General features: G+C 39.0%; 13 protein-coding genes. 5 read left to right on the top strand and 8 right to left on the bottom strand.

Annotated features, from left to right (window positions below):
- The first annotated feature begins 19 nt into the window (after positions 1-19).
- Entirely contained in the window at positions 20-850 is an 831-nt protein-coding gene (locus KNQ97_RS03915) for a metal-dependent hydrolase (protein ID WP_000511745.1), read from the top strand.
- Positions 851-911: 61 nt separating this feature from the next.
- Here the strand turns inward: KNQ97_RS03915 and KNQ97_RS03910 are convergent, their stop codons facing one another.
- A complete protein-coding gene (locus KNQ97_RS03910) occupies positions 912-1,592 on the bottom strand; it encodes a hydrolase (RefSeq protein ID WP_032033394.1) in 681 nt (226 codons plus the stop codon).
- 182 nt (positions 1,593-1,774) lie between these two features.
- On the opposite strand from KNQ97_RS03910, the gene KNQ97_RS03905 reads away from it, so the two are divergent.
- Both KNQ97_RS03905 and KNQ97_RS03900 read left to right on the top strand, forming a co-directional pair.
- The gene (locus KNQ97_RS03905) at positions 1,775-2,695 is read left to right on the top strand and encodes a LysR substrate-binding domain-containing protein (RefSeq protein ID WP_098733014.1); all 921 of its coding nucleotides are present in this window, start codon (positions 1,775-1,777) and stop codon (positions 2,693-2,695) included.
- Between the two features lie 246 nt (positions 2,696-2,941).
- On the top strand, positions 2,942-3,865 hold the full coding sequence (locus KNQ97_RS03900) for a S1 family peptidase (protein ID WP_253611868.1): 924 nt from the start codon (positions 2,942-2,944) through the stop codon (positions 3,863-3,865).
- Between the two features lie 69 nt (positions 3,866-3,934).
- Here the strand turns inward: KNQ97_RS03900 and KNQ97_RS03895 are convergent, their stop codons facing one another.
- Genes KNQ97_RS03895 through KNQ97_RS03880 form a run of 4 tightly spaced genes read right to left on the bottom strand, consistent with a single transcriptional unit; the run spans position 3,935 to position 8,435 of the window.
- The gene (locus KNQ97_RS03895; protein ID WP_253611867.1) at positions 3,935-5,440 is read right to left on the bottom strand and encodes an NAD(P)/FAD-dependent oxidoreductase; all 1,506 of its coding nucleotides are present in this window, start codon (positions 5,438-5,440) and stop codon (positions 3,935-3,937) included.
- 55 nt (positions 5,441-5,495) lie between these two features.
- Entirely contained in the window at positions 5,496-6,416 is a 921-nt protein-coding gene (locus tag KNQ97_RS03890) for an alpha/beta fold hydrolase (RefSeq protein WP_253611866.1), read from the bottom strand.
- Positions 6,417-6,424: 8 nt separating this feature from the next.
- Positions 6,425-7,372, bottom strand: coding sequence for a metal-dependent hydrolase (locus tag KNQ97_RS03885; RefSeq protein ID WP_000102858.1), 948 nt, complete (start codon positions 7,370-7,372; stop codon positions 6,425-6,427).
- Between the two features lie 22 nt (positions 7,373-7,394).
- Positions 7,395-8,435, bottom strand: coding sequence for an NAD-dependent epimerase/dehydratase family protein (locus KNQ97_RS03880; protein WP_114198138.1), 1,041 nt, complete (start codon positions 8,433-8,435; stop codon positions 7,395-7,397).
- 164 nt (positions 8,436-8,599) lie between these two features.
- Here KNQ97_RS03880 and KNQ97_RS03875 point away from each other — a divergent pair, with 164 nt between their 5' ends.
- Both KNQ97_RS03875 and KNQ97_RS03870 read left to right on the top strand, forming a co-directional pair.
- Positions 8,600-9,619 carry an AraC family transcriptional regulator gene (locus KNQ97_RS03875; RefSeq protein WP_001069952.1) on the top strand — a complete coding sequence of 340 codons (1,020 nt, stop codon included), beginning with the start codon at positions 8,600-8,602 and terminating at the stop codon, positions 9,617-9,619.
- Between the two features lie 703 nt (positions 9,620-10,322).
- On the top strand, positions 10,323-11,249 hold the full coding sequence (locus tag KNQ97_RS03870; protein WP_000695008.1) for a LysR substrate-binding domain-containing protein: 927 nt from the start codon (positions 10,323-10,325) through the stop codon (positions 11,247-11,249).
- A 54-nt stretch (positions 11,250-11,303) separates the two neighbouring features.
- Here the strand turns inward: KNQ97_RS03870 and KNQ97_RS03865 are convergent, their stop codons facing one another.
- The 3 genes from KNQ97_RS03865 to KNQ97_RS03855 all read right to left on the bottom strand — a co-directional run bounded on the left by KNQ97_RS03865 (position 11,304) and on the right by KNQ97_RS03855 (position 15,148).
- Positions 11,304-12,422, bottom strand: coding sequence for an NADH:flavin oxidoreductase/NADH oxidase (locus KNQ97_RS03865; protein WP_000054551.1), 1,119 nt, complete (start codon positions 12,420-12,422; stop codon positions 11,304-11,306).
- Positions 12,423-12,497: 75 nt separating this feature from the next.
- The gene (locus KNQ97_RS03860; RefSeq protein WP_000182676.1) at positions 12,498-13,796 is read right to left on the bottom strand and encodes a Xaa-Pro peptidase family protein; all 1,299 of its coding nucleotides are present in this window, start codon (positions 13,794-13,796) and stop codon (positions 12,498-12,500) included.
- Between the two features lie 35 nt (positions 13,797-13,831).
- On the bottom strand, positions 13,832-15,148 hold the full coding sequence (locus KNQ97_RS03855; protein WP_000185303.1) for an MFS transporter: 1,317 nt from the start codon (positions 15,146-15,148) through the stop codon (positions 13,832-13,834).
- Positions 15,149-15,215 lie beyond the last annotated feature (67 nt).

Raw genomic sequence — 15,215 nt, 5'->3', positions numbered from 1 at the left:
AAGAATGAAGGAATAAAAAATGGGAATTCTAGCTAAAGTCTTTGATCGAGGTGCTCACTTTCCTGTGCGCCATATGAGTTTTAATTTTAATCAGTCTCAAGCTACTTTATTTAAGGATAACCCTTGGGGAGAGTACTGGCTGGCAACCTTGTCTGCCATGTTTCCTGCGGGTGAGCGATTTTTTGTACATAGTGTAAGAAACTTACAAAATCAGGCTAAAACAGAAAGACTTCAAAAAGATATTGCAGCCTTTATTGGACAAGAGGCGATGCATGCCAAAGAACATGAACACCTGAACCAACTTATACAGTCATCTGGACTCGATACCGAACCTGTTTCAGCCAATGTGGAATGGTTAATGGCTAGGCTGAAAAAATATTTCACACCAACCCAGCAATTAGCAATTACTTCGGCTGCTGAACATTTTACAGCCATTATTGCACGGCAGATTATGAGACGTTCCGATTTGCAGGAGCGTTTATCGAGTAATGAAACTTTAAAAAATATCTGGTTATGGCATGCGGTAGAAGAAAGCGAACATAAAAGTGTGGCCTTCGATTTATATCAAGATGTCTCTGGGGGCAATTTCATTCGGCTTCTTGTGATGCCATTTGTGACTTTATATATGGCAGGAATAATGGCAGCGGGTACGGTGTATTTGGGCATAACTCACTTTTCCGCATGGAAGTTACTCCACCTAAAAGAATTTAATGCATTAATTCTTGGAAAGAATGGTTTTTTAAGTACTTTATGGAAAGATTATTTGGACTATTACAAATTAGATTTTCATCCAGAACAACACGACTCAAAAGCTTTAGAAGAACGCACTAAAGCACAGCTTGGGTTTTAATAGATTTATTTTAAATGTCCAATCGTAAGAGATTGGACATTTAAGCTGAAAAACTGATGAATTAGGTTCTTTCAGAATCTAGCATTTCATTGTTTTTAACAACGTCTTGTGCTTTTTGATAGCTTTCGATGAGCATTTGGTATGGTGGGAAAATTGCACTATAAGCTGCTGCAAAGTCTGCTGCATCACTACGATGCCATGTTTTTTGTAGCTCTGAACACACAGCCGCTGTATCAATTGGCACCACGCCAGCTTGTACAACTCGAGCTAATGTAATTTCTTGAGCCATTTTTGAATATGTCCCAGATGCATCAATGACTGCAAAGACTTGGAAACCTTCAGCAACTGCACTGATACTTGGGAAAGCCATACATACGCTGGTAATAGTACCTGCAATAATGAGTTGTTTTTTACCTGTTGCTTTGACCGCTTCAACAAAGTCAGGGTTATCCCAAGCATTAATTTGACCTTTACGGGCAACATATTGTGCATGAGGAGCAAACTGGTGAATTTCTGGAATTAAAGGGCCATTTGGACCTTGAGGAACAGAAGCAGTGGTAATCACTGGCACATTACATAACGTTGCAACTTTAGCCAGAGTAACCACATTTGCACGTAACTCAGGAACAGTAAGATCTTTTACAGTTTGAAATAAGCCACTTTGATGATCGATTAGTAGCATTGCAACATTATTTGGGTCGATTACAGGTGCTTGACCGTTAAAATTCGCTGGTGTACTCATTTTATGCTCCACTTTATTTCGATAAATTTAAAGTTGGAAGGATGACTAAATAAAACAGGGGGATAGCTGTTTTTGTATAGTTATTCACTTCTTGTTTAATTAAGATATAACGAAAATATGAGCCTAGAAGCTGCCGAAATTTGATTTTAGTGTTCTATTATTTGAACAATAAGAGGTAGGAAATGCAGGATTTAAACGATCTATATTACTTTGCAAAAATTGTTGAATATGGTGGTTATTCTGCTGCCGCTAGAGTGCTCGATATTCCAAAATCTAAACTCAGCCGAAGAGTTGCACTTTTAGAAGAAAGACTCGGTGTACGTTTATTGCATCGTTCCACGAGACAATTTAGCGTGACAGAACTTGGCCAACAATATTATCAATACTGTCACGCGATTTTGATCGATGCTGAAAATGCCCAAGAATTTATTGATTTAAACCAGTCAGAGCCGCGTGGAACGATTCGGGTGTCTTGTCCACCTGCCTTATTGCATCATCACATGGGCGAGTTTCTGACTAAATTTATGCTGCAATTCCCAAAAATAAAAATCTATATTGATGTGACCAACCGAAATGTTGATGTCTTAAATGAGGGAATTGATATTGCTTTTCGCGTTCGCTATCCACCACTCAAAGATAGTGGTTTGGTCATGAAAAAATTTGTGACTAGTGATCAGTGTTTAGTTGCGCACCCTCGGGTCTTATCTAAGCAGCCAATACCTCAAACTTTAGATGAATTGCATCAGTTCAGAACTATTGGGCTTGGTAATGCAGAACAGCAAGGTGTGTGGGTACTTCATCATCAGGAGCGTGGAACAACTCATTTCCAGCATGACCCTGATTTAATTGTGAATGACATGACCGGGGTATTACAGGCTGTTATTCATGGCTTAGGTATTGCTCCTTTACCGATTATGATGGCTCAAGAATATATTTTGCGTAAGGAACTGATTGTGGTGTTACCTGAATGGAAACCTACCAGCGGTATTGTTCACGCAGCTTATGCTTCTAGAAAAGGATTATTACCTGCCATTAAAAGGTTGCTGGATTTTTTAGAAGAGCAGTTTAATCAACTCGATAAAGACTTGTTAGGTTATCGATAACTAAATTGAAAGCATTAAAAATTTAAATTTTGATTATTTTTTATAGATTAACTTAATGAAAAATAAATAGAAATTAAAATGATTTCATATTGTCGTGAAAAGGTCAGTTATGTCGTGAAATGAAGTTCTCCTCAAGAAGTTAAGTGGTTAATCTCTGGCTGATAAATCATCACAGTCCTGTGGAATATTTATCAAAAAAACAGTCATAACGCCCTAAATACTTCCAAATATTTGAAGGAGATAAACATGTATAAAAAGAATATTGGGGGACTAATTAATGCTCTAGCATTAGTTATATATAGTTCTTCAGTCATGGCAGCAGATAACTCAAGTTCTTTTGTAAAACTAGAATTTACCGTCACCAAACCTTTCCTTTTTTTCTCACAGACATCAGGTAATACTTGTGGAGGAGTATTAATTCGCAATGATGTAGTTTTAACGGCGGCACATTGTACGGCGGCAGTTTGGGGTGATAGTGCGAATCAAGGCTATACGCTTGGTGGGACGGTGAAATATGGGGCGAGTTTTTTATCTCAAGTTCAAGCAGCATCTTTTAAGAAAGATGAAGGCTGGGTTGAGATTCCCGATGTAGATATCGCTTTAATACGCCTATCTCATCCTATTGATAATAATAGCGGTGCAACCGTAGCCAAAATTCCAGCCGCATGTAGTCAAACTGAAGCAAGGCAAAATATTGGGCGTGGTGATGTAACGGCTTATTTAGGTCGTAGTAGTACGGGTGCGGCCTTACCTGAAAATTTATATGGCACTTCATATGTCAATATTCGAGATGTAGGTCCTTCACCGTTAGCACGAGGGATTTACTATAAGGCAACCGCTTCTATGAATGCTGGGGATTCTGGTGGACCTTGGCTGTCAGATGATAATACTTTAATTGGTATTAATAACGGTATTGCGGGTACTGATAAATACGGCGCTGTAATCTGTCAGTATACTCATCAAATCAATGATGTATTGGTGAAATGGTCAGCAGCCGGAAACCAAACTGGAGCAGTAACACCACCACCTACACCGCCGTCAGTAGAGCCAACGACTCAACCGCCGGTAACAAATCCACCAACAACTTCACAGCCGACAACTGAACCTCAAACTACCGATAACGTTGTTTTTAGTTTCTTTAACTGGCTTGCTTCATTATTTGGTTTTTAATTCGTACTTATTAAAAGATCAAGATACTTCGGTATCTTGATCTTTTTTTACTTAGATTGAATGGGTTTATTAAGCGACCACTTTAATTACTTTAGTTGTGGCGTCGTAGTCTTTCAAATTGACGTGATGCAGCTTATGTTTAATCACGAAACCAAACTCGGGCCAAATAATATGGTTACGACCCGCATCATCTAGATAATAGCTTTTACAAACATCTGGTCTTACCGGCATTTTAGCCAATCGTTTATCTATACGGTCATTAAAACGTTTTTGAACATCTGCTTTGACTTCAATACGGTCCAGACGTTGCTGCTGTATTAACTTCACCATTTTTGCGATATAAACGGATTGCTGCTCAGCGGTCCACATCACTGAACCCACGGTGTTTTGAGAGTTTGGACCTAGCATCATAAACATGTTAGGGAAACCATGAATTGACATCCCCATATATGCACGCGGTTGACGCTGCCATACCTCGCTTAAACTGCGGCCTGCTGCACCTTTAATAATTTTATAAATCGCAGGTTCTGCGACCGCATAGCCAGTACCGAAAATAATGGTATCTACTTTAATTTCTTTGCCGTCTTCACCGACTACACCATTTTCAGTGATATGAGACAAGCCCTGAAAGAGGACAGTCACATTCGGTTTGGCTAAAGCTGTATACCAGTTATTAGAAAACATTGGACGTTTACAACCTAAGGTATGCGTAGGTGTTAATGCCTTACGCATTTCTGGGTCTTTAATACCTAAAAAGATGTTTAACTTTCCTAAGGCATGCAGTTTTCGCATGATATTTTCATTCATGAAAATAGGAAGTGAAGGTTCTAGACTCCACAGCGCACTTTCACGAATAATTTTTTCTAAAATTGGCGCTTTCTTAAATGTAACTTTTACAATATTTGGAACGGCAAAGTCCGGTTTTGGTAAAACCCATGAAGGCGTACGTTGGAAACTATAAAGATGGCCAACTTTAGGCTGAATGGCTGGTAAAAACTGAATAGCTGAAGCGCCGCTACCGATCACAGCTACTTTTTCACCTGTTAAATCATGCTCATGATTCCACTTACCTGAGTGAAACATAGTGCCTTTAAACTTTTCTTGACCCGGGAAGCTCGGCATTTTTGCTTCACCAATAAAACCTGTCGCAGGTACAAAGATTTTTGCACTATATTTTTTACCATCACGTGTGCTAATGAGCCAGCGATTTAGGCCATTATTCCATTCGGCATGAGTGACTTCGGTGTTAAGTTTAATCTGATTCACAATCTCAAACTTATAAGCCACATCTTCTAAATATTGTCGAATTTCGGCTTGAGGCGCATAGGTTCGCGACCAGTTTGGATTTGGAGCAAATCCAAGAGAATACATTTCACTCGGTACGTCACAAAATAGGCCCGGGTAATCATTTAATGCCCATGTGCCACCAATACGACTAGCCATATCTAAAATGACAACGTTTTTAATTCCTTGCTCTTTTAACTTGATGCAAGTACTTAAACCTGAGGGACCAGCTCCAATAATAAGTACATCTACAAGTTGAGTTGGGGTAGAGGGTTTGACTAATTTATTCATAGAAAAATCCTGAAATAAAGTATAAATGACTTGGCTGATAGAGTTGCGTGCAGCCTTAAGTGGAGCGATCAGTCTTCTGAAAATGTTGAATTAAGTACTGAGCGATAATGTTGGGTTGTTCAGCTTGTAAAAAATGACCGCAGCCGGGAACGTAGACACTCTCAATTCCTTGCGGGAAATAAGATGTCTGGGCTAAAGCTTGATGTAGCCGTATATTCATACAACCATCGTCCAAACCAGCTAAAGCCAGTGTGGGTGTGGTGACTGGGCTTAATAAATGCCGATTTGCTCTGAGATTGTCCGAATTTAAAACTGCAAATAAGTTGTGGTAATAGCGGGTAGCTGCCCAAGCAATATCGGGATTTTGAAAAGCCGCGCGAGTAGGTGAAAAATCTGACTCAGTAAAATTCCAAGTAGGTGACCATTTACGCCAGATTTTTTCTACAAAACCTGCGTTATTACGAGATAGCACCTGTTCAGCAAATCTTGATTGCATGAGCAACATATAAGAAGACATGTAGAGCTGACGCGGGAAATTAGGTATGGCTTTAACAATATCCTTAAGATTTGGAATAGGAGGAACGGCCAACAAACTCATGCTATGCAAAGCTTTGGATTGCTCACTTGCAAAGCTCATTGTAATTGCAGCTCCCCAGTCATGTCCTACGAGGTGAGCTTTATTTTTTAAGCGTCCTTTCGCTTTTAAAAGTTCTAACCAAGCTGCTAAATCTGCAAGAGCAGAGGCGAGACCGTAATGTGCCTGCCGATTTACAGAATCTTGGGTGTAACCACGCAGCCAAGGGACAAAAACTTGATAGCCTGCTTTTACGAGTAAAGGGTATACGTGGTCCCAACTATGCGGTGTGTCGGGAAAACCATGTATAAGTACCACCAAAGAGGCATCAGCTTCACCATATAGAGTCCCATGCAAAGTGAGTCCATCACGGTTTAACGTTAATTGCTCGACCTGAATCATGGCACTGCTCAGCTTTTCATTTTTGAAGAAAGCGCTTTGGCATAAGCCTCTGCGGCTAATTGAGCTGCTGGGGACTGAGCTAAATAAGCTAAAGCTTTTTCGACATCACCATCATGTTCAGGGTGATAGCTCAATTTGCTCCATCCTTTTAAAGCAGTCAAAATCATGCCGAGATCAGGTAAGCTTTTCTTTTTCTTTGCAGTTTTTTGAAATAACCAAACTAAAGCCAATGGATTTTTTTTAGCAATTTTTTGGGCTTCTTTGGTTCCATCGAGATGACAAAGATAGACCGTTGAACCGAGCCAGAAACCAACCATTGCAGCAAAAGCAAACCCCATGCTGAGCTGTCTGCCTAAATAGCCTTTAACGCCGTCTCCAGCTAAAGCTCGATAAGCATCATAGCCAACTGTGCGATGCTCAACTTCTTCGGCACCGTGCCAGCGTACAATATCTAGCATGGCTGGATCTGCACCTTCTAGGCCTTCTGCATCTAAAGCCCATGTACCAAAGAAACAAAAATAGTGTTCAAGCCCTGCAATAATGCCCATACGAAAGGCGAGCCACTGTTTTGGATAGCGCTTAAAAGGACCATAAATTCCAAAAGGAGTATCACCCATAAAGCCATCTTTAAAGAACCAATTTAAAAAATCTTTAAAAGGTGTTGGATCTATACCATGGGTCTGAAAATAAATCTCTGCACCTTTATGTGCATTGGCATGGGCCGCTTCTTGGGCAATAAAACCACGGATATCTGCTTTTAGGTTTTTATCTTCAACATAGGGCAACGTTTTGTTTGCAAGGCGACAAAACCAGTGCTCAACAGCAGGTAAAAGAACATGCATGCTGTTCAGCACATGCGTAGTTAACACATCGTTTGGAACCCAATGCCGAGGCGTTTGAGAAAAATCAAACTGTACTTTCCGTGCAACAATATGATGATCAATAAATGTGCTCATAGTAGAATCCTGCCTACTTAAATCAGATCGAAATTGACTCAATTTTTTTGATCAAGCTACGAGATTTGACGTAACCATTGGCTGCAAACCACTGCAATGCATCACGTACTGCAATTTCAACGGGCGTTTGTGGAAGTCCAAGCTCTTGAACGGCTTTTGTACAATTAAATGAGGTGCCGAGCTGACCGATTTTGGCTGCTGAAGGGGTCACAAGGGGAGCTTTATGAGTAATATGCTCTGTTACCCACAAAGCTGCATGGCCCGCAAGCTGAGATGAGACGCCTTCAACTACACTTGGAATGGTCATTACTGGGCGCCAGATGCCCAAGAGGTGATGAACTGTTTTTGCCATCGCTACGCCGTCAAGATCTTGATTACCTAAAATATAGGTCTCGCCACTTTTACCTTTTTGCGCGGCCAAGACATGGCCTTTTGCTACATCGCGTACATCAACCATGTTGTTAATTGCACCCGGTACAGCAAGGGCAGGCATGGTAGCGATGGTGAGTAAAAGTTTTCCTGTCGGGGTTGGGGCAATATCTTGAGGGCCAATTGGACCTGTCGGGCAGACAATCACAATATCTAAGCCGCCCGCGGCAAACTGTAAGGCAACCTGATGTGCTTCAAATTTTGTTAAAACGTATGCATCTCCAGTCGCGCCTAAAGCAAATGGACTTGTTTCGGTGGCCTGAATGCCTTTGGGTTGACCTGCAAAACATGCGCCTGTACTGGTATAAACAACACGTTTAACACCAGCCTTTTTTGCAGCATTGAGTACGGTTCGTGTTCCTTCAACATTGACTTTACGCATAAGCTCAGGCTTTGGAAGCCATAAGGCATAAATTGCGGCAGTATGAAAAACCAAATCACAACCAGATACTGCTTCATCCATTTTTGCTGGGTCGGTAATGTCGCCTGCAATTAACTCAACATCTAACCCTTCTAAATTGGTTAATTTTTCTTGAGGTAAATGCAGTACACGTACTTCATAATTCTCATTAAGTAAAGTACGTACAATGTGGGAACCAATAAAACCAGCACCACCAGTAACCAGAGCTTTCATATTTCACCAATCTTTATTAGATTTTTATCCTGTACAAAATGGATAAAAATGCGGCAACTTAGTAAGAGGTACTATGCCGAATCTGAAATATGTGTCATAGTTCTTGAAATGACAGTTTTGACCATTTCACGACATTTTATTGAGAAAAATAAAGAGAGCATATTGTGAATCCGTCTTTACCTGGAACCTATGTCAGCCTTATGGCGGATGTCGTCCAAAAGCTAAATGTATCTCCTGAAGAACTCTTAGAAGGAAGTGGAGTTTCAGTTGAGCAACTGTTGGAACCCTTTTGGTATTTAGATTTCAATATTTTTAATAATCTTCTAAATAGAGCAGTCGAACTGACCAATGAGCCTGCATTAGGTATTTATCTTGGCCTGCAAATGACCGTGTCTTGTCATGGTTCGGTTGGTCTTGCTGCAATGGTTTCACAAAATTTGGGTGAAGCTTTAAATGTCATGGAACAGTTCATTGGACTACGTTGTCCAGCGTTAAAACCACGTCTTGAAATAGAAAACGATTTAGCTTTTTTATATTTAGATCAACCCATGACAAACTTTAAAATGGGTATTGTAGGGATGACATTTTTGATGGTGGGCTTTGCTCAAATGTCGAATGCCATTACCGGACAAAAATTAGAAATAAAAGCCGAATTAAATTACCCTGAACCTGCTTTCTTGGAACAAGTTCAAGAATTATTGCCATGTGAGATTCAATTTAATCAGCCATTCAACCGTTTGGTTTTTTCGGAAAATTTTTTGGCATTGCCATTAATTATGGCTGACCCATTGGCGGCACGTTTAGCTCGTGAACAGTGTAAGCATGATTTAAACAAGTTAGCTGCTAAACGCGGAGAAAAACACCCACTTACGGCTTTAGTGCGTGAGTTACTTTTTGATGAAGTAGAAGGCTTCTTTAAAATGAAAGATGTTGCCGAAAAATTGCATTTAACTGAAAGAACGTTGCAACGTCAGTTAGCAAAAGAAGGGGTTACTTTTCAAATTTTGTTAGATCAGGTCCGAGAGCGTCATGCAAAAAAATTATTAAATCATCATGAATATAGTATTTCTTATATTTCAGAAAAATTGGGCTATTCAGAGGTCACTCATTTTACTCGAGCATTTAAACGTTGGACCAATCAGACTCCGAAACAATATCGAAATTTAAGAGAAGAACAAGAATAAAATTTTAATGAAGATATTGGTAATTTGGAAAATAACCTAGCTTCTAAACTCAGGAATCTGTAACCTCTAAAATTTCGCTGATTCTTAAATTAAAGTGCGAAGATAGGTCTTGATGCAAAGCCACATCAAAACTAGTAGAAATATTTTTTATCATGGCGTGTATCACTAATATGATTTTTTTATTAATTATATAATTATCAATGGTTTGTTTGTTTCGGTGGTGGATATGCCTATCAAGATTTAAAGTCCTATAAACTCGAATCGCTTTATATGACTTAAAAAAGCCCTAAATTATAATGATTTAGGACTTTTTTATTGGTTTATATAAAAGTTAGGGATTAGACAAATTTTTGTATTGAAAAGAGAAATCTATTTTTAATCCTATAAAATATAAATGCACAGAATAAATAAATGATTTGCGTTTATATCTTTATTGGGGAAGCTATGAAATTTATTTATATTGCATGAGAAAAACTCATAGATTGAATACTTTTACTCACTTTTTATTAAATTATATTTATGAGATTTTAGGGCTTTCCTGAGAAATGGATCATAATTGAAGAAATTCAAGCCATTTATGACGAGAATATCTGGTTTATTCGCTATTAGTATGTTCAAAAGACAATTTTCGTAGTAAATAGCTGGATAAAAGAACTCGAGTTGGAAAAGAGTTTTTAGGAAATGGGACAAATTAGGAGTGTCCATGAAAATTAAGCCATTGCCGCCAATGAACAGCTTAATTGTATTCGAGGCAGCCGCACGCCACCTCAGTTTTACAAAAGCTGCAAATGAATTGAATGTTACTCAAGGCGCTATCAGTCGACAAATTCGACAGCTCGAAGAATACCTAGGTAAGGAATTATTCTTAAGAGCTAATCGAAATATTTCCCTAACTCCTACCGGACTCCAATACTATCAAACGATCTATAGTGCTTTATTAGACGTTGCTCAGGCTACTGCTGAAATCAAGAAATGGCAAGGAGAGCATCAAATAACTGTGGCTACGACCAATGCTATGGCTGCTCTTTGGTTACTACCGAAAGTGGCTGCTTTTCAACAGAATAATGAGGGCGTTGATTTAAGAATTTTAACGACAGACAATATTTCAGATTTGCACAAAATGGATTTCGATTTGGCATTATTTTATTGCCGTGTTCCTCCAGCAGGTATGAGAGTTACTACTTTATTTCCTGAAGAGGTTTTTCCTGTTTGTAGTCCAAATTATCTTGCTCAATTTAAAGAAGATAGTTCTCCAGAAGAGATTTTTGGAAAAGCCTTATTATACTTAGATGATGCTCAAAAGGATTGGATTACTTGGTCTGAGTGGTTTGAAGCAGTAAATTATCCTATTGTAAAACCAAAAAATAGGGTGAATATCAATAACTATCCAATGCTTTTACAGGCGGCAATTAATGGTCAGGGTGTGGCTTTAGCGTGGGGTTCACTCGTGGATGATTATTTACAAAGTGGAGCTTTAGTTAGACCGGTTGATACCGTTCTTCGTACTCAAGCAAATTTCAGTATGCTAGAACCAGCAGATAGGGGAGTGATCCCTTCTAGTGTTAAGCATTTCCGCAGTTGGCTGCTAGATCAGTTACCAGGACAAGTTGGGCAAAAGGGTTTGAATTAGGTATAAATTATTAATTTTAGAGAATGGAGGAAATGCCCATTCTCTAAAAGTCTTCTAGTCTGCTTTATTAGAATAAGCTTTAAAAAGATGATTTGAACCACGAGGTTGAAAGCGAAAGTATTGTGGAGCGATTGCAATAGTTTCATTTAACTCCGCAGCGGCATGCCAAGGCCATCTTGGATCATAGAGAATACCGCGAGCAATACCTATAGCATCGGCTTGCTGAGCTTGTAGGATTCTTTCAGCTTGTTGAGCATCAGTAATTAGTCCTACAGCAATAACAGGAACGTTAACTGCTTTTTTAATTTCATAGGCATGTGGTACTTGATATTCAGGAAATACTTCAATTTTCTGATCAATATGTAAACCACCTGTGCTTACATGAATATAAGCCACTCCTATTTTTTCTAGAGCTTTAGATAATTTAATACTCGATTCAAGGTCCCATCCTCCTTGTACCCAATCTGTAGCAGAAATTCTCACGCCTATCGGAAAGCCTTCTGGAATTACATTTTTTATAGCTTCAAACACTTCTAAAGTAAGTCGCATTCGGTTCTCAAAACTTCCTCCATATTCATCACAGCGCTGATTAGAAAGTGGTGATAAGAATTGGTGCAATAAATAACCGTGAGCAGCATGAAGCTCAATTAGCTCGAAACCAGCTTCTACCGATCGTTGTGCAGCCATAGCAAAATCGTTAATTAATTCTTTAATTTCATTTATAGAGAGTGCAAGAGGAGGATTCTCTGAATCTTGGAAGGGAATTTCACTTGGACCAAGTGTTTGCCAACCTTTAGATTCTTCAGGATGATATTGTCCTTTTTTATTTCCCCAAGGTGTATCGCAAGATGCTTTGCGTCCCGCATGGGCTAATTGAATTGCAAAGGGAGCAGGAGATATAGTTTTAATTTTAGATAACAAAGTTTTCATTTGTTTACAGTGTTTATCATTCCAAAGCCCTAAATCAGCATAGCTTATTCGGCCATCAGGTCTTATTGCTGTTGCTTCAATAATACATAATCCCGCGCCTGATAAAGCATAACTTGCCCATTGTTGCTCATGCCAAAAACTTAAATCTCCATCTTCAGAAGAATATTGGCACATAGGAGCAATAATAATTCGATTATCCAATTTTAGACGACCAAATTGAATTGGTTGAAATAAAAGTGACATACATATTTTCCATGTTTATGGGTATAAGGAGAGAGAATAGGGATGAGGTCATCCCTATTTTTAAATTTATAAAAATTAAAGTGATAGTAACCTTGATTCAAAAGGATAGAGTGTTAATACTTCAGGGCCATTTTCAGTAATTAGGACTTGATTTTCCAATTTAACACCTGGTCCACCAGCTTTATGTCCTACATAACTTTCTACACACATCACCATTCCTGGTTCTAATACGCCATCATAGCCATAGCTTTCCCAAGCTTCTTTAAAATAAATGCCAGGTGCTTCATCACATAAACCAACGCCGTGATATAGGAATGAATAATGGTTATACTCATTTGGATCGTATTGTAGAGCGTTATGGGTGAGTTCTTTATAGGTTGTGCCAACTTTCAATAATTCAGTATTAAATTGAATTTGGTCATATGCCATTTGATAAATATTTTTTTGTTCAGCAGTAGGAGCTTTGTCTCCGCATAACCAAGTACGTGAAGTGTCTACACAAACACCATAAGCACCAATCATATCCGTATCGAACCCGACCAGGTCACCATTTTGAATAACTCTACCACTACATTCTTGGTACCAAGGGTTACATCGTGGCCCTGATGAAAGTAAACGTGTTTCAATCCACTCCCCCCCACGCGCAATATTCTCAGCATGTAAATATGACCACAAACGTTGTTCTGAGACTCCAGGTTCAAGATGGTCATGCATAACTTTTATAGCTTTATCCGTTGCATGTACAGCACACCGCATAGCCTTGATTTCATCTTCACCCTTAATTGCACGGGCAAGTTCCATAATTTCTTCGCCATTAACAATGCTTAGACCAAAATGTTCTAACTCTTTAATTCCTTCATCATTACATTTATCAATAGCAATTTTTTTATTACCTTTACCGTATTGTAAAATTACATCATTAATTTCATGTGCCCATTTTTTTACTTGTTCATCAATACGATTCCCGGCACAGAAATAGAACCAAGATATACAAGGACGGACTTCAGTAATTACTTTTGAATGGTCAGCTAAGAAATCGCAGTGGTCAAACTCCCAAAGTACTACTTGTCCCTCTGCAGAAACATAGGTGTATCGACCAGCGTTATGTAATAACCATACTTGCATATTAGTTGTGCCTGTAGCATAGCGGATATTGATCGGGTCATATAACAATATTCCAGCTAATCCTTGTTGCTTCAGTAGAGCACATATACGGTCTAAACGATACTGATGCATTCGATCAAGGTTAGGAAGAGTGAGGCCTGCTTGCTGCCATTCAGATGTAGCTAAATCACCTGGTCCAATCTGATGCATATTTAAATGTTCAGGGTGACGATTACCAATACGATTTTCATGAGGTCGTTTATTTGTCATGCGATTTCCTTTTCTTTCTCAGTTTTTAAATAGATTTAATGGAAAATTTCTGACATTGATTTACCCTTAGTTTCAGGCATAAACAGATAGGTCACGACTGTTGTAATTAGGCATATTCCTGTGGCAAGCCATACAGCAAGGGATGCACCATGTTCTAAAATGAGTTGTGGCATCAAGAATACGCCAATGGCCGCACCAATACGTGAAAAGGCAGTGGCGAAACCTGTACCCATAGCACTGACTTCTGGGCGTAAAACTTCACTTGGAATCACAGAAAGAACACAGGCTGCCCCAGCACTGACAAAGGCATATACCAAGAAGCCAATAATAATCAGGTTTGAACTGTCATCTGAGAGGGCAATTACTAAAAGGGCAATGGTTGAAAGGACAAAAGGCATGATTGCGACATTACGGCGTGATATACGTTCTATTAATATAACGGCTGCAATTGTACCTAACACGGCAAAAGTATTTAGGAATAACCCTCCTAAAATACCATCATGCATTCCGAGTTTTTCTAAAATCATCGGAATAAATGTACCCAAGGCATAATAAGGAACAGCCATTCCAAAGTAATAGGTTGTTAATAAAATTGTGCCTTTAAGATTCTTGCCTTTAAATAAATCCAAAAAGTTAGTGTTTTGTCCGACATTATCATGACGTTGATTTAAAACGTCCTGATGATCTTCTTCAGAAAGATATTCTTTAGCAATTTTCGTTGCTTCTGTTTTACGCCCTTTGGACATTAACCAACGAGGTGATTCAGGCATTCCCAAACGTAAAATTAAAACGATTAAAGATGGAATGGCACTGAGTCCTAAAATAATATTCCAGTTTCCTATTTGTTCCTCAATCATAATATAGCTAATGGTATAAGAAGCTAAATAACCGACAAACCATGAAGTTTCGGTGAGTGCCAATAATTTACCCCGTATGCGCGCAGGGGCAAACTCAGCCAACATTGGCCAACCAACAGCATATTCTATACCAATCGCGACACCCATAAAGAGTCGGGCAATGAAGAGTGTGTAAGGGTCTGATGCAAAAACTTGAAGAACTGAGCAGATCAGAAAAATGAAAAGATCTAGTGTAAACATTGGTTTTCGACCAAAACGGTCTGCTAGATATCCACCAATTGGACTACCAAAAAATATACCGATGAGTGAGGCTGCCCCAATTAAACCTTGCCATGTAGTTGATAACTGTAAATCCGCTGTGATGGAGGGCATTAATGCGCCAATATAGCCTAGAACAAAACCGTCAATAAACATTCCGCCAGCCATGAGCCAAGCGAATTTGATAATAAAACGACGTGCTTTCTGACCTTGAATAGTCATTTGCGAATTAGTCATGGATACGTTCCCTATGTATCATTAATTTTGTATGTTCCTGATTTACTTAGAAGCACATTCCAATACT

Origin of the sequence: Acinetobacter sp. UC24323, from assembly GCF_024151445.1 — a bacterium.
GTDB classification, from domain to species: domain Bacteria; phylum Pseudomonadota; class Gammaproteobacteria; order Pseudomonadales; family Moraxellaceae; genus Acinetobacter; species Acinetobacter baumannii.
Note: the sequence above shows the minus strand (reverse complement) of the source record. Positions and strands in the feature narration are given on the sequence as shown.